The sequence below is a fragment of the Roseivirga seohaensis genome (assembly GCF_001592945.1).
In the GTDB taxonomy this organism is placed as follows: Bacteria; Bacteroidota; Bacteroidia; order Cytophagales; family Cyclobacteriaceae; genus Roseivirga; species Roseivirga seohaensis.
The window spans coordinates 131,198-154,622 of sequence record NZ_LRPB01000023.1 but is presented as its reverse complement, the minus strand read 5'-3'; the positions used below and the strand labels follow the sequence as shown (position 1 = coordinate 154,622).

The 23,425-nt window shown below is 39.6% G+C and carries 15 protein-coding genes and 1 tRNA gene; 11 read left to right on the top strand and 5 right to left on the bottom strand.

The window, feature by feature from the left end:
• Positions 1 to 29 precede the first annotated feature (29 nt).
• A complete protein-coding gene (infB, locus tag AWW67_RS07120; protein ID WP_062300858.1) occupies positions 30 to 2,885 on the top strand; it encodes a translation initiation factor IF-2 in 2,856 nt (951 codons plus the stop codon).
• Positions 2,886 to 2,962: 77 nt separating this feature from the next.
• Entirely contained in the window at positions 2,963 to 3,142 is a 180-nt protein-coding gene (locus AWW67_RS07115) for a hypothetical protein (protein ID WP_053222266.1), read from the top strand.
• Positions 3,143 to 3,177: 35 nt separating this feature from the next.
• Here AWW67_RS07115 and AWW67_RS07110 read toward each other — a convergent pair whose 3' ends face one another.
• Together AWW67_RS07110 and AWW67_RS07105 are read right to left on the bottom strand one after the other, a co-directional pair.
• On the bottom strand, positions 3,178 to 4,359 hold the full coding sequence (locus tag AWW67_RS07110) for a THUMP-like domain-containing protein (RefSeq protein WP_062300857.1): 1,182 nt from the start codon (positions 4,357 to 4,359) through the stop codon (positions 3,178 to 3,180).
• A 3-nt stretch (positions 4,360 to 4,362) separates the two neighbouring features.
• Positions 4,363 to 5,346, bottom strand: coding sequence for an aspartate-semialdehyde dehydrogenase (locus tag AWW67_RS07105; protein ID WP_062300856.1), 984 nt, complete (start codon positions 5,344 to 5,346; stop codon positions 4,363 to 4,365).
• Between the two features lie 102 nt (positions 5,347 to 5,448).
• Here AWW67_RS07105 and AWW67_RS07100 point away from each other — a divergent pair, with 102 nt between their 5' ends.
• From AWW67_RS07100 to AWW67_RS07085, 4 genes are all read left to right on the top strand, one after another.
• Positions 5,449 to 12,918 (top strand): lamin tail domain-containing protein, encoded by a 7,470-nt coding sequence (locus AWW67_RS07100; protein ID WP_062300855.1) that lies wholly within the window; start codon positions 5,449 to 5,451, stop codon positions 12,916 to 12,918.
• Between the two features lie 541 nt (positions 12,919 to 13,459).
• Positions 13,460 to 13,846, top strand: coding sequence for a TraR/DksA family transcriptional regulator (locus tag AWW67_RS07095; RefSeq protein ID WP_053222262.1), 387 nt, complete (start codon positions 13,460 to 13,462; stop codon positions 13,844 to 13,846).
• Positions 13,846 to 14,415 carry an SMC-Scp complex subunit ScpB gene (gene scpB, locus AWW67_RS07090; protein WP_062300854.1) on the top strand — a complete coding sequence of 190 codons (570 nt, stop codon included), beginning with the start codon at positions 13,846 to 13,848 and terminating at the stop codon, positions 14,413 to 14,415. Before AWW67_RS07095 ends, scpB begins: the two co-directional genes overlap by 1 nt.
• 50 nt (positions 14,416 to 14,465) lie before the next feature.
• The gene (locus AWW67_RS07085) at positions 14,466 to 15,278 is read left to right on the top strand and encodes a pseudouridine synthase (RefSeq protein WP_053222260.1); all 813 of its coding nucleotides are present in this window, start codon (positions 14,466 to 14,468) and stop codon (positions 15,276 to 15,278) included.
• Positions 15,279 to 15,397: 119 nt separating this feature from the next.
• On the opposite strand, the gene AWW67_RS07080 is transcribed toward AWW67_RS07085, so the two are convergent.
• Positions 15,398 to 15,470, bottom strand: a tRNA-Phe gene (locus AWW67_RS07080).
• Positions 15,471 to 15,569: 99 nt separating this feature from the next.
• Here AWW67_RS07080 and AWW67_RS07075 point away from each other — a divergent pair.
• A complete protein-coding gene (locus AWW67_RS07075; RefSeq protein WP_062300853.1) occupies positions 15,570 to 16,892 on the top strand; it encodes a 4Fe-4S dicluster domain-containing protein in 1,323 nt (440 codons plus the stop codon).
• Positions 16,893 to 16,906: 14 nt separating this feature from the next.
• Positions 16,907 to 17,704, top strand: a complete 798-nt coding sequence (locus AWW67_RS07070; RefSeq protein ID WP_260311356.1) for a (Fe-S)-binding protein — start codon at positions 16,907 to 16,909, stop codon at positions 17,702 to 17,704.
• Positions 17,705 to 17,765: 61 nt separating this feature from the next.
• Here the strand turns inward: AWW67_RS07070 and AWW67_RS07065 are convergent, their stop codons facing one another.
• Together AWW67_RS07065 and AWW67_RS07060 are read right to left on the bottom strand one after the other, a co-directional pair.
• Complete coding sequence (locus tag AWW67_RS07065) at positions 17,766 to 18,614, bottom strand: hypothetical protein (protein WP_062300852.1); 849 nt, start codon at positions 18,612 to 18,614, stop codon at positions 17,766 to 17,768.
• Between the two features lie 5 nt (positions 18,615 to 18,619).
• Entirely contained in the window at positions 18,620 to 19,288 is a 669-nt protein-coding gene (locus tag AWW67_RS07060) for a DM13 domain-containing protein (RefSeq protein WP_053222256.1), read from the bottom strand.
• A 142-nt stretch (positions 19,289 to 19,430) separates the two neighbouring features.
• Between AWW67_RS07060 and AWW67_RS07055 the strand changes: the two genes are divergently transcribed.
• From AWW67_RS07055 to AWW67_RS07045, 3 genes are all read left to right on the top strand, one after another.
• A complete protein-coding gene (locus AWW67_RS07055) occupies positions 19,431 to 19,931 on the top strand; it encodes a hypothetical protein (RefSeq protein WP_062300851.1) in 501 nt (166 codons plus the stop codon).
• Between the two features lie 38 nt (positions 19,932 to 19,969).
• Positions 19,970 to 22,033 (top strand): CHU_0125 family OmpA-like outer membrane integrity protein, encoded by a 2,064-nt coding sequence (locus AWW67_RS07050; protein ID WP_062300850.1) that lies wholly within the window; start codon positions 19,970 to 19,972, stop codon positions 22,031 to 22,033.
• 91 nt (positions 22,034 to 22,124) lie between these two features.
• Positions 22,125 to 23,288, top strand: a complete 1,164-nt coding sequence (locus tag AWW67_RS07045; RefSeq protein ID WP_062300849.1) for an AIR synthase related protein — start codon at positions 22,125 to 22,127, stop codon at positions 23,286 to 23,288.
• Positions 23,289 to 23,425 lie beyond the last annotated feature (137 nt).

The window sequence follows — 23,425 nt, the reverse complement described above, 5'->3', positions numbered from 1 at the left end:
TAAACGCTTAAAAAAAGGGATATTTGAGTATGGCAGAAGAAAGAACGATGAGATTTAGCCAAGTGGCGAGGAAACTAAACGTTGGTCGTAGTACCATAGTAGACTTCCTTTCCTCTAAAGGATTTGATGTTGACAGCAGTCCAAACGCGAAAATCACTGGCGAGCAGTACAGTATGCTTGCCAAAGAATTTGCTGCATCAGCTTCTGAAAAAGAGGAGGCTTCTCATCTAACTATCGGTAATAAGCATACCGAAGAAAAGCCGGTTTCAAAACCTGAGCCTACTCCTTCAGTTGCTCCTAAAAAGATTGAAGAGCCAGAACCTGAAGAAAAAGAGGTGCTTATAAAGAACGTAAGCAGCGAAAAGGTTTTAAAGAAGGAAGAACCAAAACCAGCGCCTGCAGCTGAGGCACCAAAAGAGGTTAAGGAAACTCCGAAAGTTGAAAAAGAACAACCAAAACCTGATCCTGTTAAGGAAGAGGTTAGTCCTGCTAAGGAAGAAGCAGCGCCTGTAAAGGAAACGCCTAAGGTTGAGAAAAAAGTAGAAGAACCTAAGAAAGAGGTGAAAGAGAACAAACCTCATACCTTTAAAGTATTGGGGAAAATCGACCTTGAACCTAAGAAAAAACCAGAAGCTAAAGCCAAGGTAGAAGAGAAAAAACCAGAAGAGCCTAAGCCAGCGGCACCCGTTGCACCAACTCCAGTTGAAAGCGAAACGATTAAAGCAAAAGCTGATTCGCTTAGTGGATTAAAGGTTCTTGGCAAAATAGAATTACCTACTAAGAAGGAGAAACCTAAGCAAGATCAAAACAAGGGCAATAATCAGTCTGCGGCCGATAAGAAGAAACGTCCTAGAAAAAGAATTCAATCTAAACCTGAACACCCTAATAGAGGTGGTGCTGCAGCTGGAGGAGGAGATAGAAGACCACCACAAAGAGGTGGAGGTGCAGATTCTAGAAAGAGAGTTCCGAAAGAAGAACTTACAGATAAGCAAATACAAGATCAAATCAAGGAAACTCTTGCCCGCTTAAGTGGCGGAAAAGGTGGCGGAAAAGGCCGATCTAAATACCGTAAGGAAAAGAGAAGTGCTGCCGCTGAAGCTGCCGAAGAAAGAATGCTTCAAGAGCACGAAGAGTCAAGAGTACTTAAAGTAACAGAGTTTATTTCTGCGAGTGATTTGGCTTCTTTAATGAATGTTACTGTAAACGAAGTAATCTCAACCTGTATGAGTTTGGGAATGTTCGTTTCAATTAACCAACGCTTGGATGCCGAAGCAATAACCATTATTGCCGATGAATTCGGTTTTGATGTAAGCTTTACTACCGCTGATGAAGACGTTGAAATTGTAGAAGAAACTGATGAAGCAGAAGATCTACTAGATAGAGCTCCAATTGTAACCATCATGGGGCACGTAGATCACGGTAAAACTTCATTACTAGATTACATTCGAGACTCTAAAGTAACCGAAGGTGAAGCCGGGGGAATTACCCAGCACATTGGTGCGTATGACGTAACCACTAAGGAAGGTAAGAAAATCGCTTTCCTTGATACTCCTGGTCACGAAGCCTTTACGGCCATGAGAGCCCGTGGTGCTAAAATTACTGACGTAGTAATTATTGTGGTTGCGGCTGACGATAACGTGATGCCGCAAACAAAAGAGGCAATTAACCATGCTCAAGTGGCTGAAGTGCCAATAGTAATTGCGATAAACAAAGTTGATAAGCCAAATGCTAACCCAGACAAGATTAGAGAAGAACTTTCTCAAATGAATATCTTGGTTGAAGATTGGGGTGGTAAATATCAGTGCCAAGAAGTTTCTGCCAAAACCGGTCAAGGTGTGGAAGAGCTATTGGAAAAAGTGTTGCTCGAAGCGGAATTGCTTGAGTTAAAAGCAAACCCAGAAAAGAACGCAGTAGGTACAGTAGTAGAAGCTTCTCTCGATAAAGGTAGAGGTTACTTAACTACTCTTATGGTTCAAGGAGGTACCCTTAAAATTGGAGATGTACTTTTGGCTGGGCCACATTACGGTAAGGTAAAAGCCATGTTCGATTACAGAGGAAACAAGCTAAAAGAAGTTGGGCCGTCTACTCCTGTGCAAATGCTAGGTCTAGATGGAGCTCCACAAGCAGGTGACCGCTTTAATGTGATGAACTCTGAGCGTGAAGCGAGAGAAATCGCAAACAAACGTGAGCAGATTCTACGTGAGCAAAGTGTAAGAACTAAGAAACATATTACTCTAGACGAGATCGGTAGACGATTAGCCGTAGGTAACTTTAAAGAACTTAACGTAATCATTAAGGGTGACGTGGATGGTTCTATAGAAGCCTTAGGTGATTCATTATTGAAACTTTCTACTGAAGAAGTTCAAGTAAATATTATCCATAAAGGGGTAGGTCAAATTTCCGAATCGGATGTATTGCTTGCCTCTGCTTCTGATGCGGTAATCATAGGTTTCCAAGTAAGGCCATCTAGCGGTGCTAGAAGAATTGCTGAAAACGAAGAAATCGAAATCAGACTTTACTCTATCATCTACGATGCGATTAACGAAATCAAAGATGCAATGGAAGGTTTACTAGAGCCAACCGAGAAAGAAGTAATTACAGGTAACATCGAAGTAAGAGAAGTTTTCAAAATCTCTAAAGTGGGTACTGTTGCAGGTTGTTTCGTGTTAGATGGTTTCGTGAAGAGAAACAATCAAATCCGAGTGATTCGAGATGGTATTGTAACCTACACCGGTAACATCGGTCAGTTGAAACGTTTCAAAGATGATGTGTCTGAAGTTAAATTTGGTTATGAATGTGGTTTAAGCATTAAAGGATTTAACGACATTAAGGTTGGAGACGTAATCGAAGGTTTCGAGATTCAAGAAGTAAAAAGAACACTTTAAGTGCTCTAAAACATAAATTGAAAAGCCATTCTGAGAAATCGGAATGGCTTTTTTAATGAAATTAGTTTTCTTTTGGTATGGAAGTAACCCTTAAGTTTCTGATTGGTACTGCCGCATTAGCTGTGATGATTGGCCTGTATTCTCCTTGGCGTATGCTTTGGTGGATGAGCAAACAAAACCGATTGCTTGTGCTAAAATACTATGGAATTCCGCTGGTGGTTCTTGGCTTAATTTACCTCCTGTTTTATAGCTACTAACTTTCCAAAAGGTTCAAATTTTAAGGAAAGTTGTTTTATTGTGCTTTCTCACACAACACCAGTTTTTTACCGCTTTGGTCTGTAGTGGCAAAAATGTAGAAATCTCCACCGTCTTTCAGCCCAGTTTTCTTTCTCATTTGCTCCACCGTCATGGGGTAGTTCCGAACGGTGATATTCGTTTTCATATTGGGTATGGCTTTGCGCAATTCTTTTTTGCTGAGGCTAATTTCAGCAATCGCCTTAAAGCTTCTACCTGGAAAATTGGCAACCAGTGTTTTAGAAGTGTACAAATGCGAATTCACATGTAGCTTTGTTAAACCGAGCCTAGCAGCAATACTTTTAAAAGCCCCAGCTTTCAAAATGGACACATTGGGCTCGTATAAGTAACTATCAATACTTCCATGAGCCAAGTGAACGCTCTGCTCTTCTTCATAATTGAACTCAAATCCTACTTCGGTATTTGCCAAGTCAATGGCCTTAATGATTGGATTTTCGCTGGCTTTATCATCAATAATAAAAAGGAGTTCTTTCACCTCATTGTTTATCGCCACAACGTGTACTTCGGTAGCTCCTCCTAAATCTTTTATAGCGCCTTTAATATCTAATAGCGGTGAAGTCTTCATTAGTATTGACCTGCCTTTGGCTTTCATTAACGGAAGCAATGAGAGCACATTGGGCTCACAGTCTTCAATTCTAAAAACCTTTTGGTCGTGGTTTCCCCTTCGGGCCGGATCCAGAAAAATAAGATCGAATTTTTCGGAAGTTTTGTTTAGGAAATCCTCGGCCTCGGTAGGGTGAAACTCAGCAGATGTTAAGCCCAAGCATTTCATGTTATGCCGCGCTATTTTCACCAAGTTGGTTTGCCTTTCTACATAAAAACCATTTTTGAAAGACTTTGAAAGGAAGGAAAAATCGATGCCCATTCCGCCAGTCAGGTCTACGAATTTTCCACCCGAGAACAATGAGGCTTTGTATTCAGCAGTAAGGGCAGAAGATGACTGCTCTAAGCTAAGTGGTGGAGGATAAATTAGATTGGTTGCCCGGTGCCAAGTGGGTAATTTAGTTTTCGCTTTTTTTCTAGATTGAATCTGTTCAACCACCTCTTTCAAAGGAATATCAGCATACTGTTTTGCCCGAAGCATCAAAGTAGCGGGATCATCGTTTTCATGATCCCGAATAAACTTTTGAACCTCAGGTGTTAGCAGTGCTTCAATCAAAAATTAGCTATTTTTAGATAAGTATTCAGCAATTTGAACTGCATTGGTAGCCGCTCCTTTTCTTAAGTTATCCGCTACAATCCACATATTCAATGTGTTGGGTTGGCTTTCGTCTCTTCTTAAGCGCCCTACAAAAACAGCATCTTTTTTATGTGCTGTCAGTGGCATTGGGTAAAGATTGCTTTTAGGGTCATCCTGTAAAATTACGCCATCAGCATTTTCTAAAATACCTCTTAACTCTTCTAGGTCGAAATCATTTTCGAACTCAACATTCACTGCTTCCGAATGACCACCCACCGTTGGGATTCTTACCGTAGTAGAAGTTATGCGAATAGAGTCGTCACCAAAGATTTTCTTGGTTTCATTCACCATTTTCATTTCTTCTTTGGTGTAGCCGTTGTCCAAAAACACATCTATATGTGGCAAGGCATTCATGTCTATTTTATGCGGATAAGCCATGTCTCCTTGGATTCCATTGCGCTCGTTCATCATTTGATCAACAGCCGCTTTTCCTGAACCCGTTACCGATTGGTAAGTAGAAACCACAATTCTTTTAATCTTGTACTTTTTGTGCAAAGGCCCTAAAGCCACCACCATTTGAATGGTAGAGCAGTTGGGGTTAGCAATAATTTTATCTTCCGCAGTAAGGCTAGTAGCGTTAATTTCTGGTACAATTAGTTTGTGATCAGGGCTCATTCGCCATGCAGAAGAATTATCGATAACTGTGGAACCAGCAGCAGCAAACTTTGGAGCCCATTCTAATGAAGTACTTCCTCCAGCTGAAAAAATAGCGTAGTCAGGTTTTAATTCAACCGCTTTGGCCAAGCCAATTACTTCATATTCCTTTTCTTTAAAGGTCATTTTTTTTCCTACAGACCTTTCAGAAGCCACAAGAAGTAACTCATCAAACTTGAAATTTCTTTCGGCTAAAACTTCTAAAATTTCTCCACCTACAAGTCCGGTGGCGCCAACTACTGCTATTCTCATTTTTTATTTCATTATTTTACACTCATAATCAAATGATTATGGAAAATAGAACCATATTTTTCGTACTTTAACAGGCTAGAATCTAACACTTGTGAGTCTCAGATGAGGTTAAGTATCTCAATTGCCATAGCAGCTCTTGTTCTGCTTACCGCAAATATAGCGTTAAGTCAGATTAACACCTTTCCTTCTAGTGAAAGTTTTGAACAGGCTTTTACTACAGGTAATGCAGTTGTTTTTATACCAAACTGGACGGGCAACGAAGTTCAGAACAGCTCAAGAATATTTCAAGGGGCAAACGGAAGAACCGGTACAAATTCGCTGAATATAATCCCTACCTCTACTTTTTCTGGCGAGGTTTTAATTGCGTTAGACTTCACAGGGGTTAATAATCCACTTTTATCTTTTTATGCCTATTCCAAGCAAAATGGGGGAGGCACCTCAACTAGGCCCGTTTTGGTTAGTATTTCAACTTCAATTGATGGAGGAAATAATTTCCTAGATAACGTGTCCATTGGCGATGCTACCACCTTCCCGAATAATAACACTACTAGCTATACCAAATATGAGTACGAGCTGCCCAGTCAGGCATCTGGCCAAGCTAATGTAATAGTAAAGTTAAAAGTGGAAAGAGGTGATGGCTCAGGTTCTGCTGCAGAGTTTGTGATGGATGATGTAAGCATTGTAGAACAAATTTTGCCATTGGCCATTAGTTCAACAAATGCTATTAGTTCAACTTCCGTAGTGGTAAATTTTAACCAAGAAGTAACACAAGTCACGGCTGAAGACAAAACGAATTATAGTTTGGATAATGGAATAAGCGTAGTTTCTGCCTCGCGAACCACTACCAATCAGGTGACACTTACCACTTCGGTAATGCCAAACGCCAATTACCAACTGACGGTGAACAATGTTGAAGATGCGGCAAGTAGCACACCAGCAGTTAATTTAGCTTCTACCTTTAGTTATGTTGAGCCGCTTTCTATTACGGCAGTTCAGGTACTTTCTAAAAACTCCGTTGAACTAAGTTTCAACTTGAACCTTGATCAAACCACGGCTGAAAACGCCTCCAATTATGGCATTGATAATGGAATTGGCAGCCCAACTTTGGCCGTAAGAAGTGCAACAGAACTCAATAAAGTGGTGTTGACGCTTGATGCCGACCTTACAGAAAGCAACTATGCGCTAACGGTTGATGGCGTTATAGATGAATCGACATTGGCAACTGCTTCGAACCTTAGTACTAACTTTTCTTACTTACCGTTGACGGTTTCTAGTATTTCAACCCTTTCAAATACTCAAGTAGAAGTAGTTTTCAATCAGAATGTTGAAGCCACATCTGCCAATTTAGTCAGCAATTATAGTCTCAATTTTGGCTATGGTGCACCTTCCTCTGCTGCTCGAAATGTAGCTGAACCAAGCAAAGTGGTACTCACTTTTGGAGAAGAGTTAGCGAATAATACCTATCAACTGACCATTAATAATGTTGCCAATGAAAGCGGAAACGCTTTGGCTTCTACCTTGCAGTCTTCTGTGATTAATGCCACACAAACGGCTTATCGATCTTTGGTGATCAACGAAATTTTTGCCGATCCTACTGGTTCGGCTCAGCCTGACCCCCAAACACTGCCCTCTGGCACATCCGATGAATTTATAGAACTGTATAATGCTGGCAGCAAAGCCATTGATTTGGCCAATTTTGATTTAACAGGAGGAACGCTTTCAAGTTATATCTTACAACCTCAGTCTTATGTAATCTTGACTTCCACTTCCAACGTAGTCGATTTTCAACCCTTTGGAAATGTAGTAGGTGTCAGCTCATGGAACGGACTTTCAAATGGAGGCGAACAACTATTACTGAAGGATAATCTAGGCAATTTGGTCGACAGCCTTACTTTCAATACCGATTGGTATAAAGATGCAGTCAAAGCTGATGGCGGTTGGTCCATTGAGCAAATAAACCCAGAGCTTGTTTGTAGCGACATTAACAATTGGCAAGCCTCAACGAATGCTCAGGGCGCTACTCCTTCAGGGCAAAACTCAGTTTATGACATTAGCCCAGATGTAAAGGAGCCCAGGTTGATTGAAGTTAGGATTGATTCGCCAAGTCAATTGACTTTATTTTTTGATGAAATTATGGATGATGCTTCGCTTAATGGAGCATCGTACTCCTTGAATAATGGTGGAGCAATTGCCTCAAAAACTGTAAATCAGACTACGCATAAATCTGTGGTTTTGGCTTTAAGCGCACCAATGGTTTCAGGAACGATTTATACCGTATCATTAACGGGAGCCACGGACTGTGCTGGTAATACCATAGGCACAAACACTTTAGAATTTCTATTTGATAATTTGGCACCAGTATTTCAAAGATTTGTGTTTAAAGATAGCACCACTATTGACGTTATTTTTGATGAAAATTTGAATCAAACTTTGGCAGAAACCGAAGCCAACTTTTCAATTAATTTGGGAATAGGAAACCCAACAAAGGCGATTGTTGATGCCGATAATAGTAAACGAGTGAGGCTAAATTTAGGCGCTGCACTTTCTGTTGGTAATGCCTATCAATTTACATTTCAAAACTTAGCAGACACGCTGGGAAACACGGTTAGTCTATCCTCTGTCAACCTCGATTTTGTGAATCAAATTGACACAGTTGTAGTATTGTCTGCTCAATTGCTTGATGTGTATTTTGACGTTGATGCTGATGAATCCACCGCAGAACAATTGACCAATTATTGGGTAGATGGAGATATTGGTAACCCTGTTGCAGCTTCGTTAGACAACGTGAATCCAAGATTGGTGCATTTGGTCTTCAGTACCAATTTTGATGAAAATAAAAATCAGTACATCAGTTTTGAAGGGGTTCAAGCCAGCAATAATAGCTATTTACAACTGTTTAATACGACCTTCATTTATGACACCGATGATCCAGACATGGACTCTGTAGTGGTAATTGATGAGCGTAATCTTAGGGTTTATTTCGATGAAATATTGGATGAAACTTCCGCGGAGTCGGTAAATAATTACACCGCGAATAATGGTATTGGAAATCCAAGTTTGGTAACGCGCCAAGCGGACAAACGCTCTGTAATATTAACATTCGCCCAGGCTTTCGAGCAGGAAGTTAAGAATCGCTTATCGATCACTGGAATTCAAGATTTATCTGGCAATGTGATTTCAACACAACGAAACGAAGACTTCACTTACGACCGACTAGCACCTCGCTTGGTAGGAATTACTCTTGTCAGCCCTACTAAAATTTTGGTTGAATTTTCAGAAGAGGTGGTGAAAGAGGTTGCTGAAAATGTCAATAATTATTCAGTTGATAACGGAATTGGGGTTCCAATAGCCGCAGTTCGTACAGAAAAAAACACCAACATTGTAGAGCTTACTTTCGCTGCTTTAGGTAATAATTCTCAAAACACTCTTCGCATTTCTAATATTTCCGATGTGTTCGAGAATGGACTTCCTGTTGATTTAACGGCTATTTTTTCCAGTTTAAAGCCAAACTTTGGGACATTCACGGTTTTGAATGACACCACCATTCAGGTGCAGTTTACCAAAGCGCTGAACAAAGCTTCTGCTGAAGACATTGAAAATTATGGGTTCGATAATGGGGTTGGATTGAAGTCAGCGGTTCAGAATGCAACTGACGCTTCTTTGGTCACTTTAAACCTGACAATTTCTCTGAAAGAAGGCTTGAAATACCGGTTGGTTGTTCAAGACTTGTTGGATTTGGACGGCAACCGATCAGAAGTAATCAGCTATGACTTTACATACAGCACACATATTGTTGATATTCAAATCCTCAGTCAGAATAGTTTGGTGCTTACTTTCGATCAGGAATTGGATGAAGTTACTGCTGAAACCACTCAAAATTATGTACTGAATTCGGGGATTGGAAACCCCATTTCTGCGGTGCTTAGTTCAGATGACTTTAAGGTGGTGACGCTACTTTTCAATTCCAACTTTGTAGAGGGAATTAATTATGAACTTATAGTACAGAATATTAAGGATTTGTTCGGATTCACGATAAATAGCTCAAAAAACAAACTGAGCTATGACCTTACTCCCCCTGTGATTTTAGAAGTAAATTCAACCTACTTAGATGAAATTGAGGTAGTGTTTAATGAACCATTGAATACAGCCACTGCGAGAACTATCAACCATTATTCATTGAATAACGGAGTTGGAAACCCTACATCTGCTATTTTGGTGGCGGGTTCTTCTTCAAAGGTAATATTGAAGTATGACACACCATTGACGAATGCCTTGACCTATCAACTTACCGTGGATAGGGTGCAAGATAAACAGGGCAAGGCGATGAATGCTGCTACTTTCGACTTCACTTTTTCCGCCCCCGTTACTCCAGTGTTTCGAGATTTGGTCATCAATGAAATTTACTTCGACACAAAACCGAGTTCGAGCCTACCTAACGCTGAATTTATAGAGCTTTACAACCGTGGAAAGTCAAACATTGAGCTGCGAGATTTTTTACTCACAGACAAGCGGGATACGGTAGTATTTACGGCTCAAGTTCTAGCTCCAGGTGAATATCTGGCGGTAACCACTCAAGGGGCGGTTGCACAATACTTGAATTATGGAAAGGCCATCGGTCTCAGAAATTTCCCTTCACTTTCAAATACAGGCGAATCGGTTTATTTATTGGACAGAAATAAGGTGGTGATTGACTCAATTGCTTACGATCAGACATTTTATAATGATGCCACAAAAGCCAGTGGAGGTTTTTCTGTGGAGTTAATCAATCCAGAAAAGCCATGTTTTGAATATACCAATTTTGCGGCCTCTGTTTCGCCAAATGGAGGTACACCAGCAGGACAGAATTCTGTATTTAGCCTTACAGCAGATGTTACAGCGCCATCCATGACAAAATTAGAAGTGATTTCTGCCACTGAACTCAAACTGACTTTTGATAAAGCCATGGACATAAGTACTTTAATTCCTTCAAATTTCACTCTGCAAAATGGGGTTTCGGTGGCTTCTGTAAGTATACTTGATGCTTTTGGTAGAAGTGTACAATTGAAATTGAACAAGGAGTTCACCAAAGGCTATGAGCTTTCGCTTATTACTAATGCTATCACGGATTGTTCGGGTAATGAATTAACCACAAACAACTTCACTTTTGTACAAGGAGATCGTCCGGCCTTTCATGAACTTTTAATTACAGAAATTATGGCCACACCTACCCCAAGTAGAGGGTTGCCAGATGTAGAGTATGTTGAAATTTATAATAATTCGGGTCGAATTATTGATTTGGACGGACTCTATTTTAGTGATAATGATGGAAGTTATAAACTGACAAATAAGAATATGCTTCCCGAAACCTATTTGATCCTTTCAGGAAATACAGCGGCAACAGCTTTAGCGGTTTATGGTGAAGTGTTGGCGGTAAATTCCTTCCCAACTTTAACCATTGAAGATCAGGTAAGCCTCAAAGATTATAACGGTAATATCATTTTTGAAGTGGCTTACGACCGAAGCTTCTACCAGTCTGACGCTAAAGATGATGGTGGTTATAGTATAGAGCTCATCAATCCGCTCGCTTCGTGTTTTGATAATAGCAATTGGATAGCCTCGAGCAGTGAAAATGGTGGAACTCCAGGGGTTCGGAATTCAGTATTTGATACTACGCTAGACACAACGGCTCCTTTGGTGGTTTCACTTTATGCAGAGTCAGAAACACAGCTTAAAATTACTTTTAATGAAGCCATGAATACGGCTTCCATACTCACTTCGACCTTTAACTTATCTGGAGGACTTCAAGTCTCTAGCGTTGAAATTCTTGATGGTTTAGGCCAAGTAATTTTGGTGAATTTATCTAGTGCTTTTCAAAGAGGAGTGGTGTATTCAATTACACTTTCTGACCTAAGCGATTGCGAAGGAAATGTGATTTCAACCGTAACCAAGAATTTCTCATTAGGAGCTGTTCCAGCATATCAAGAACTTATTTTCACTGAAATTATGGCAAATCCCTCTCCGTCTCAGGGTTTACCCGTGGTGGAATACCTAGAAGTCTTCAACGCCTCCTCTAAAATAATTTCTTTAGAGGGCTTAACGCTTTCCGATGGAGCAAGCTCAACTACTTTGGGTAATTTCAATCTAAACCCATCTGAATATTTAATTCTCACGGCCAATTCAGATAAGGCTAAATTGGATCCATATGGTAATGTTTTGGGTGTTAGTAGCTGGCCCAGCTTAAATGCCAGTGGCGACAAAGTTTCTCTCAAACTAGGTAATCAAGTGATCCATAGTGTAGACTACTCCTCGGCTTGGTATCGATCTTCATCTAAAGCCAATGGAGGCTATAGCCTTGAGTTGATTGACCTTAGTTATGCCTGTGTAGAGCAATCCAATTGGAAGGCCTCTGAGGCTGTTGTTGGAGGAACCCCAGGAGCACAAAATTCTGTCAATGGAATTAATCCCGATCTAGTAGGGCCAGAGTTGATAAAAGCAGTGGCGCTAAATGATAGCCAGATTCAGCTGATGTTTAATGAAAAACTAGCCGTCTCTTCGTTTCTCTCTAATAACATTTCCATATCTGGAGGAATTTCTGTGTCGAGCATAAGTTTGGGGTCTGACGCCAAATCTGCCTCCTTGAATTTGAGCAGTGCTCTTGTACCCAATACTGCTTATCAAATTACGGTGGAAAACATCACCGACTGTAGTGGCAATCTGATTTTGGCAAATGCTCGTCAGGCAACCGTTGTGATAGCTGTGGAAGCAGCAGCACTGGACATTGTGATAAACGAAATCCTTTTCAACCCTAAAACGGGCGGTGTGAAGTTTGTTGAAATCTATAACCAGTCGAACAAATACATTAACCTTAAAAACTGGCGAATAGAGGGAAAGACAAACGATAGAGTCATTTCTACGGAAGATATTATTATTGGACCATCGAGCTATAAAACTATTACTACCGATGGTGATATTCTGAAAAATCAATATGCAAGCACGGAGCTCTCTACGATCTTAGAATTGAGTTCCTTGCCGAGTATGCCTTCCGATGCGGGTGTGGTGCGGTTTGTGAATAGTAAAGCTATTGTAATCGATGAAGTGGAATACAATGAAGATTATCATTCCTCATTATTAAGTTCTGTTGACGGTGTTTCGCTTGAGCGCATTCGTTTTTCTGGTCTTTCAAATGATGCTAATAATTGGCAGTCAGCGTCAAGCCAATCGGGCTACGCTACTCCTGGTTATCAAAATTCGCAAGCGCAAAGTCAGCCGTCAACCGTGGCTACATTTAGTATAGAACCTAAAACCTTTGCGCCAGATGTAGCAGGTAGTGCAAATTTCACCACCATTAACTATGAGTTCGACAATTCGGGCAATGTTATTACAGTTTCGATTTACGATTCAAATGGGAACCTCATTAAGAATGTTTCGCAGAATTCACTGGTAGGAACCACAGGCTTTTTCCGTTGGGACGGCATCACAAACTCAGGTGAAAAAGCACGTTTAGGTTACTATTTAATTCTGTTCGAAATTATAACTCCTTCAGGGGAGGTTACGATAAAGAAAGAGACAGTTGCTATCGGCACTCGCTTCTAACTTTATCCGACAATTTATTCGTTTCAAATACAATTTATTGCAGGTTGTCAGTTTGTGAACTTAATTTTATCTCAGTGTGAAGAAATTTAGATCATAAATTCTTATATTAGGTGAGACTATTTTCAGAACCATCTAATACCCAACTAAATGAATTGTTTAATTAATAATGCAATCGATTTTAACCTGAAAAAGGGTAGAAAGATCGAAGTGATTAATCGGTACCTCAGAATGAAGTACAGGGTGCAAATTGATAACTTTTCAATTACGAAAAGGATGCAATCCCTGAACATTCAATACTGAAACAACTAGACAACCTAAGAAAAAAGACCCATTGGGTCTTTTTTTTATGAAGCAATCACGATCAAAAAAACTTATATTTTACTGTTTTTACAACCATATTATTTGTTTGAAGTCATCAGTTTCAGGAAGCACAAACGCGATATTCAGCCTTCTTAAAAATTATATGAAAGCCTTTGCGTTCTCTTGTAGTAGGGCTATTTTAGTGCAATTTTTATAGCAGTACATTTAAACAAAGCTAATTATGAGCCAAGCAGAAAAAACGAGATATTCTGATAGTGAATTAAAAGAATTTGAGGCGCTCATCAACGACAAGTTGGAAAAGGCTAAAAGTGAATTCAACGAATTAAAAAGAAGCATTTCAAAAGGTGGGGATGCAGGAACTGATATAACCAACAATTCTACCAAGGTTTTGGAAGATGGGGCTGATACATTGGAAAAAGAAAACCTTAATCAGCTTGCCGCCAGACAACAGAAATTCATCAATAACTTAGAGAATGCATTGATTAGAATTAAGAATGGTACTTATGGCATTTGTGTAGACACCGGAAAACTTATTTCAAAAGAAAGGTTAAAAGCGGTACCACATACCATGCATTCTATTGAGGCTAAATTGGCACAAAAGAGCTAGTGGATTTCCTTGGAAATCATATAGAAGCCCTTATTTTTTGCTCTGAAAAACCAATTAAAATAGCAGAACTTAAATCTTGCCTGAGCGAAATGTTTGAGGCAGACGTGCCAGAGCAAGATATAATTGATGCTATTGATAAAATTGAAGAAAAGTATTTAGGTGATCAATACCCCTTTACTGTATTTAAAAGTGGAGGGGGTTATCACTTTCTTACCAAGCCTGCCTACCAAGCCAGTATTGGCATTTTGCTCAAACAGCAATCGAAGAAAAGACTTTCAACTTCGGCCTTAGAAACCCTTTCTATTATTGCATACAAACAACCAGTTACCAAATCAGAAATGGAACAAATTCGTGGTGTAAACTGCGATTATGCCGTTCAGAAGCTATTGGAAAAAGAACTAGTGGAAATTAAGGGAAAGTCTGAAAACGTAGGGCGACCGTTGCTTTATGGAACTTCAGAAAAATTTATGGACTACTTCGGCATAAATAGTCTTAAGGATTTACCTACCCCAAAAGACTTCTCCACTGAAGAAAACGAAATAGGTCAACCTACAGAAGGAGATTCCTAGATAAGCTTTTCGTACCTTTGCGTATATTCCAGTAGAGATACTGCATCATTATGGCAAAGAAATTCAAATCAAATAAGCCTTTTTTCAATAAGGTTAAAAACACTCCAAAAACTCCACCTACTTACGATCGCGAGCTCGTGCAAAAAGGACGAGCAAGTGCAAGTGAAATAAGGCTCAATCGCTATATTTCTAACTCAGGCGTTTGTTCTAGACGCGAAGCGGATAAGCTTATTGAGGCGGGCGAAATTAAAGTGAACGGAGAAGTAGTAACCGAAATGGGTTACAAAGTAAAGCCTACCGATAAGGTTTCGTATGAAGGCAATGTGTTGAAAAGAGAGAAACTGGTTTACTTGGTTCTTAACAAGCCCAAAGATTTTATCAGTACTACAAGCGATCCGGAGGGTAGAAAAACCGTAATGGACTTGATTAAAAATGCTTGTGAGGAACAAGTTTTTCCTGTAGGAAGATTAGACAGGGCCACCACAGGCTTGCTGATTTTTACTAACGATGGAGATTTGGCTAAAAAACTGACACACCCTTCACACAAAGTGAAGAAAATCTATCAGGTTACTTTAGACAAGCCTATTGAAGAAGAAGATTTCGACAAAATTAAAGCAGGAGTAACGCTGGAAGATGGCCAAGCACCAGTAGATGACTTGGCAGTGACAAGCCCCGATGGAACTGTTTTAGGAATCGAAATTCACATGGGTAAGAATAGAATTGTTCGTAGAATTTTTGAACACCTGGGCTATAAGGTTGAAAAACTAGACCGAGTAGTATACGGTGAATTAACCAAAAAGGACTTACCGCGTGGTAAATGGCGCTTTTTAACCGAAAAAGAATTGATGAAGCTTAAAAAATAGTATGCATGCATACTATTTTAATTTCATTATGTATATTTGTTTATGCCCAGTGGAGTGAGATTGTTATTAACTGAAGAGCAAAAAATAAAGCCTTCCATTTCTAGAAGGCTTTTTCAACGTGGTGCTGAGTGGATTCGAACCACCGACTCACGGATTTTCAGTCCGATGCTCTACCAACTGAGCTACAGCACCCTCAATTGGAGGCACAAAAGTATACAAAAAGTTCACCCGTACAAAACATTTTTAATAATTTCAGGTCTGAAATCTTATTAACCCTTGAAGCCCTAATCTATGCAGTATATTTCTCAAATCGTTTTCTTGATTCTAGTGGCTGTAGCAGCATATTTTCTGTACCAACGCATTAGTCGAATCAGAAAAAATATTTTTCTAGGAAAAGCTTCTGGAAGAACAGCGAGCCCCGAAAGATGGAAGACAATGCTATTGGTAGCCTTTGGTCAGAAGAAAATGTTTAAGCGCATTGTGCCTGCTTTTTTACACATGTTGATTTATGTGGGCTTCTTGGTAATCAATCTTGAAGTACTTGAATTCGTAATTGACGGAATTGCAGGAACTCACAGAATATTTGCTCCAGTTTTGGGCGATTTCTATACCGTTCTCATCAACGTTTTTGAATTCTTAGCCGTAGGTGTCCTTTTTTCATGTGTGGTTTTCTTAATTAGAAGAAACATATTGAAAGTAAAGCGCTTTCAGGGAAATGAAATGAAGAAATGGCCGACATTAGATGCCAATCTTATTTTAGTTATTGAAATTATTTTGATGTTTGCCATTCTTACCATGAATGCAACAGATATGCTTATTCAAGGACAAGATGAGCATTATGCCCAAACGGGAACATTCTTCTTTAGCAGTTTTCTAGTGCCTCTTTTTGAAGGAATGCAACTTTCAACACTGATCTTTATAGAGCGCTTTGCTTGGTGGTTCCATATTCTCGGAATTTTAGGCTTTGCCGTTTACGTTACTTACTCTAAACATTTACACATCGCTTTGGCCTTTCCAAATACATGGTATTCAAACCTAAACCCTAAAGGTAAAATGGAGAACATGGCCGAGGTAACCAACGAAGTGAAAATGATGTTGGGAATGCCTACAGAGAATGCCAATGAACCTCCAGCAGAAATTGCAAGGTTTGGTGCAAAGGATGTAAATGATTTGAGTTGGGTGAATATCATGAATGCCTATTCTTGCACCGAGTGTGGACGCTGTACCGATAATTGCCCAGCAAATATGACAGGCAAAAAACTTTCCCCTCGAAAAATTATGATGGACACACGTGATAGAGCCGAAGAAGTAGGCGCTAGTTTGGCCAAAGGAGGTAAAGGGTTAGAAGATGGAAAGTCGCTTTTGGGTGATTACATTACTAAAGAAGAAATTAATGCTTGTACCAGCTGTAATGCCTGTGTGGAAGCTTGCCCGGTAAATATTGACCCGCTGGCCATTATTTTACAAATGAGAAGGTACGTGGCCATGGAAGAGTCAGGGTCGCCAGCTTCATGGAATAGTATGTTCCAAAATGTGGAAACCAATTTTGCTCCATGGAAATTTCCACCAACAGACAGGTTTAAATGGGCAGAGGAAATGGAGTCTAAATCTTAAGAACGAAGGAAATCATGAGTGATAAATTGAATAATGTACCCGTTATGGCCGATTTGGCCGCTAAAGGTGAATCCCCTGAAATACTTTTTTGGGTAGGTTGTGCTGGTTCTTTTGACGATAGATATAAAAAAGTAACCCAAGCTTTTGTCAAAATATTGAACAAAGTAGGAATCTCCTTTGCCGTTTTGGGCCCAGAGGAAACCTGTACTGGAGACCCTGCCAGAAGGGCTGGAAATGAGTTTTTGTTTCAAATGCAGGCAGTCTCTAACATTCAGGTTTTGGATACTTACAACGTAAAGAAGATTGTTACGGCTTGTCCGCATTGCTTTAATACCATTAAAAATGAATATCCAGAGCTAGGTGGTAATTACGAAGTGATTCACCATTCTACTTACCTTCAGCAATTAATTAATGAAGGCAAGGTTGGCTTGAAAGGTGGCGGAGAGTTCAAAGGAAAGAAGATTACTTATCACGATTCATGCTACTTAGGAAGGGCGAACAATATTTATGAAGCTCCACGCGAGGTTTTAGCAGCTCTCGATGCCGAGTTAATTGAAATGAAGCGTTGCAGAACGAAAGGTCTTTGCTGTGGGGCTGGTGGAGCTCAAATGTTTAAAGATGCAGAACCTGGTAATAAAGAGGTAAATGTTGAAAGAACGGAAGAAGCGATTGAAACAGGTGCGAGTATTGTTGCTTCGGCTTGTCCGTTTTGTATGACTATGATGCGTGATGGTGTAAAAAGTAAGAATAAGGAAGCCAGTATAGAAGTAATGGATTTGGCTGAGTTGATTGCTAAAAACGAAGGCTTATAAGTTAAAAGCCTCTAGAATAATCGTTTTCTAGAGGCTTCATTTTAATTAAGGTTTTCTCTTTCTACAAATTGAAGAATACTCCAAAAGATGCCGAAGGGCTTACTAACACTCTTTTTCCTGAGGCGGCAAAACCTATGGCGCTCGAAATACCCCATTTATCATTCCATTGATATGCTAGCTCTGGCGTAATAGCAAGGTATTCAATATTGTTAGAGAATATTCCGTTAGAAGGCGTTTCAAAATCGTTTCCATTATTCAATGAATTAACGCTTAGTACTTTTACATTGGCTAGCCATTTATCCCCTAGTTTGGTTCCAAGTTCAATACCAACTCTAAACTCATCTGAAAAACTATCAGATCTATTATTGAAGGCAATCAAAGTTGATACCCATGATTTTCCCTTGTTTAACCCCCTGCTTGCTTCTATACCCAGTATTTGATTAAACTCTCCATCTCCAGTTTGTAGCACTTCTGTTCTTCCGCCCATACTGTTCCCTAGCGGAATTCCAAACATAACGGAAGCACTCACAACAATGGGTTTATCCACTATAATCCCATATTTAAAGCCCAAATCTGTATCGCCAAATGAATTTACAGCGTCACCTTCTGAGATCACATTTCCTGTTCTTGCCGATTTTTGTTCGTTTAGTGTAGCTCTAGAAAAAAAGGGAACATAAGCAATCCCTGTCAAGCGTTTGGTTAACCCATATTCTCCATAGAAATTGGCAATATGAATACCTGCTGTTGAAATATCTAAAATATTACCATTGGGCGAATAATAGTTGCTAGATACTATACCGTAATAACCAAGCTTAAAATAGCCTTTGCCTTTAGGCTGCGGCCAACCTCCTCCCGCATATGAGTTTAGGTTAAGGCAAAGCAAAATGATTAGTAAATAAATGTTTCTCATGGTGGTTAATTATAAGAGCCAGTACCAAACGGTACTCCAAAAGGTTTACAATATATTAGCACATAATTGTAGGTAGTGAGCTGGATGTTTGTAGCAATAGAGTAGGATTGAGCTCCTGCGTTTTTCATTAATTTTCCCACCTCTTCTCCTCCAGTAATGCTTGTAGGTTGATTAGATAGATAGACATAAAGCCCTGGGCCACTTGATGCTCGAAAGTTGTCATCAAAAATCAGTGTGAGGCTTCCATTAACTTCTTGCAAGCTGAAATTTCCAGAAACAGAATAATTGTTTCTTCCCATAAAAGTGCCCTGTCTATTGTTTGCCAATACCGAAGTGGTGTTTCCGGCATTCACCTTTACAGAATCCGCATTGTTACCTTTTGCGGCTTTAATGTATACGTTTCCTGCTGTAATGGCTTGAGCACTGCCGGTTTGCTCAATACTAATGATAGATGGGTCTGAACTTGACCATGTAATCATAGCCTCAACAGGCTTACCAAGTCCGTTGAAATAATCAGCGCTGAAGGTATAGGTGTCTCCAATCTTTAAACTATCTATGGCATTGTTTATAGAAACCGTTTCGATAACAGCAACGTCTTCCACAATATCAGTTCCTATACAATTAGAAAGTAAAGCCATTGAAAGAATTGAAAAGTAAAATTTAATGTGTTTCATTTTGAGTAATTTTCAAGTGTTGATTTCAAACGCCTCTGGTTCAAAAATTCTTTATCTCTGATTTACAACAACCGAAAAGGAATTATTATCCGTTATAGTTGGTTCAAAATGACAAGTGAACGACATTTGAATAAAAAAGACTATGCTAGCCGATTTTGACAAACTCAGCAAAAACTCACGCCTCTGGATTTATCAGGCTGATAGAAAATTGACTGCCTTAGAACAGAAAAAGTGTTTAGATCAACTTGAAGCTTTCCTGAATCAATGGGCGGCTCATGGTAATGATTTGATGGCTTCGGGAATTATTAAGCACGATTACTTTCTTATTATAAGTACCGATGAGTCTTTCAATATGGCCAGCGGCTGTTCTATCGATACCCAAGTAAGGTTTGTCCAACAACTTTCATCAAATTTAGGAGTTGACTTTTTTCAGCGTACCAATATTGCCTTCTTAATTAATAATGATGTAGAATTGGTGCCATTGAGCCAAATTAAATCGGAGGTTGAAAATGGCCGAATTTCGGCTCACACACTTTTCTTCGACAATACAATTCAGACAAAAGGCCAACTTAAGAATAATTGGTGCGTTGAAGCGGGTAAAACTTGGCTAAACAGATACTTTAAACAATCGGCAAACGTATAGAATATTAGCATTCAGCTTATTTCGCTAATTTACAACCGATGAGGAATAGGATTCAAATTATAGGTATTCTTATGATGGCCCTTTTAGTGGGCTGTAAATCTTCCCAAAACTTTCTTGGAGTTGATACGCCTAGTACTCCTGCTAATGGTGGTCGCTCTACAAATGCGCAATCCAGCAATGTGGGTAGCTTGACTGGCGGAGTAGAGGAAGAAATTGAGAAGCTCAAAGAAGTAAAAGTGAAGAAGAGTTATGAGAATGCAAACTACAATCTAGCAATCGAAGATTATAAAAAAGAATTGGAGGACGATCCTGAGTCGCCAGTTTATAATTATTACGTGGCGGAATCATACCGCAAAACCAACCGAATTTATGAAGCAACCGATTATTACGCCAAGGCCATTGAAGGTGGCTATGCTGATGATGAAATGGAGTTGCACTATGCTCAAGCTCTAAAGGCATCTGAGCGATACAATGATGCCAAGAATGTACTTCAAAAGTATTTGCAGTATGCCACGGTCGAAAATTTTGTAGATAGGGCTAAAGCAGAGTTAAAGAATCTCGATAAGCTGGACAGTATTAGTTTGAATGTTCGAAACATTGATGTGAAAAACGCAGAAGGCATTAATACTGAAAATGCAGAATACAGCCCTTATTTCTTTAAAAATGAGCTTTATTTTGCTACTGGCCGAGAGCAAGCGAGCTTTGAGCGTTATGGAATTCCCTTTACCGATTTATACAAAGTACAAACCAACGGACTGAATTTGGATGCGGCTTCAATTGAAAAACTATCGGGTATATTCAATGATGAAGAAATCAATGAAGGCTCTTTGGCCTTTTCACCCGATGGAAACTCAGTGGTATTTGCAAAAGGAAACTCAGCAGACAAACGAGGACGCTTTAACACAGACTTATACATTTCCACCAAGAAAAACGGAGAATGGACCACTCCACAGTTGATGCCGATTAATAGCCCAGACTCTTGGGATAGTAGCCCTACTTTTAGCGGAGATGGAAAAACCATTTACTTTGCTTCAGACCGCCCTGGAGGTTTGGGTGGCTCAGATATTTACAGAACAAGGCTTAATGACAGAGGCAGATGGGCCGATGTTCAAAATATGGGGCCGACTATTAATACACCGGAAGATGAAATGTTTCCATACGTTTCGCCAGATAACAAACTTTACTTTTCTTCAACCGGTCATGCTGGTTTTGGAATGCTCGATGTTTTTGTGGCCGTTAATGAAGGCGGAAATATTACTATCGAAAACATGGGACCTTCCATCAATTCATCTTATGATGATTTTGGTTTAGTCTATTCTGAATTTCCATATGAAGGTTTTTTCAGTTCTAATCGACCAGGAGGTAAAGGAGATGATGACATTTACACTTTCATAGACAACTCTTCCGACCTAAAGAAAATCGAATACATTCTAGCAGGAGTAACTTATCAGTTGAATGAAGACAGTACACAAAGTATTTTGCCAGATGTGCGTGTAAAACTTATGAGCACGGATAATGAAGTTATAGACGACCAATTAACGGGTCGTGGTGGTATTTTTCAATTCAAAGTAGACCCTGAAAAGGAATATGTTTTACTTGGAGAGAAACCGAACTTCTTCGTAAAGAGACGTGCATTTTCAACTGTGGGTGGAGAAATTAAACAAGAAGACTTGGTAGAGCGATTTACCACCAAAAAGTTTGAGTCCTCTTTAACATTAGATCCGATTATTCTTGAGAAAACAATCGTGCTTCAGAATATTTATTATGATTTGAACAAGGCTGAAATTAGGCCAGACGCAGCAGTAGAGCTGGATAAACTTGTAGAACTCTTAAAGGATAACCCGAATATTAAAATTGAGCTAAGCTCTCATACCGATTCACGTGCGGAAGATGCGTTTAACCTAGACTTATCTGAAAGAAGAGCCCAAGCAGCTGTTCGTTATTTGATTCTCAAAGGAATTTCGCAAAATAGGCTTGTAGCGAAAGGCTATGGAGAGTCTCAATTAATTAATGGCTGTGGTAACGATGCGGATTGTACGGAAGAACAACATCAGCAAAACCGTAGAACAGAGTTTAAAGTAATTGAATATAAAGACAACTAAGCTGTATTAAATTTTCTGGCAGATTAAAAACCTGAAAAAAGAGCCCCGTCATACGGGGTTTTTTTATTTTTGTGATCTTAAATTATCAGATATGAGCGACCGGTACATGCAAAGAGGCGTTTCAGCTTCAAAAGAAGATGTTCACAACGCAATCAAGAACTTAGACAAAGGAGTTTTTCCTACTGCTTTTTGTAAAGTTGTTCCTGATTTTATGGGCAGTGATGATGCGTTCTGTAATATCATGCATGCCGATGGAGCGGGCACAAAGTCAGCTTTGGCTTATATGTATTGGAAAGAAACCGGTGATCTTTCGGTTTGGCGTGGCATTGCTCAAGATGCTATTATTATGAATATTGATGATTTACTTTGTGTTGGCGCCACCGATAACATTCTTCTTTCTTCGACAATTGGCAGAAATAAAAACCTGATACCGGGTGAAGTGATTGCTGAGCTGATCAATGGCACCGAAGAAGTACTTCAGATGCTGAGAGATAACGGCATGAACATTATTAGCACTGGAGGCGAAACGGCAGACCTAGGTGATTTGGTAAGAACCGTTGTAGTGGACAGTACGGTTATCGCTCGAATGAAAAGGGAAGATGTAGTAACCAATGAAAAAATTAAACCGGGTCAGGTTATTGTTGGTTTGGCTTCCTACGGTCAGGCAACTTATGAAAATGAGTACAATGGCGGAATGGGCTCGAACGGGCTTACTTCTGCTCGTCATGATGTATTCCATAAAGACTTAGCTGCTAAATTTCCAGAAAGCTACGATCACGCTGTGCCTTCAGATTTAGTGTATTCTGGTAAATATCAATTGACTGACCCTGTGGAGGGAAGCCCATTGAATGCTGGTAAATTAGTGTTGTCACCAACAAGAACTTACGCTCCTGTGATGGTGGAAATTCTCAAGAAATTCCGAAATCAAATTGGAGGATTGATTCATTGTAGCGGAGGCGCTCAAACCAAAGTGCTTCACTTTGTAAACAATGTTCATATTATAAAAGACAATCTTTTTGAACTTCCTCCTTTGTTTAGAATGATTCAGGAAGAAAGCGGGACTAGCTGGAAAGAAATGTATAAGGTCTTTAATATGGGGCACAGAATGGAGATTTATATTGATGAAGAATTTGCCGAAGAAATCATCTCCATTTCAAAGAGCTTTAACATCGATGCACAAATTGTAGGCAGAGTGGAAGCCTCAGAAAATAGGAAACTTACCATCAATTCTGAATTTAGAAATTTTGAATACTAGTCGTGTCCTTTTTTTAAGGAGTCTAAATGCCTCATAGAATTATATACTGCCAGTATAATATTGCCAAGTAAAAATTCAGTAGGATAGTTTTTTAAGTCAAGATGCTGAATCAATGTTATTGAATTACAAGATAAATC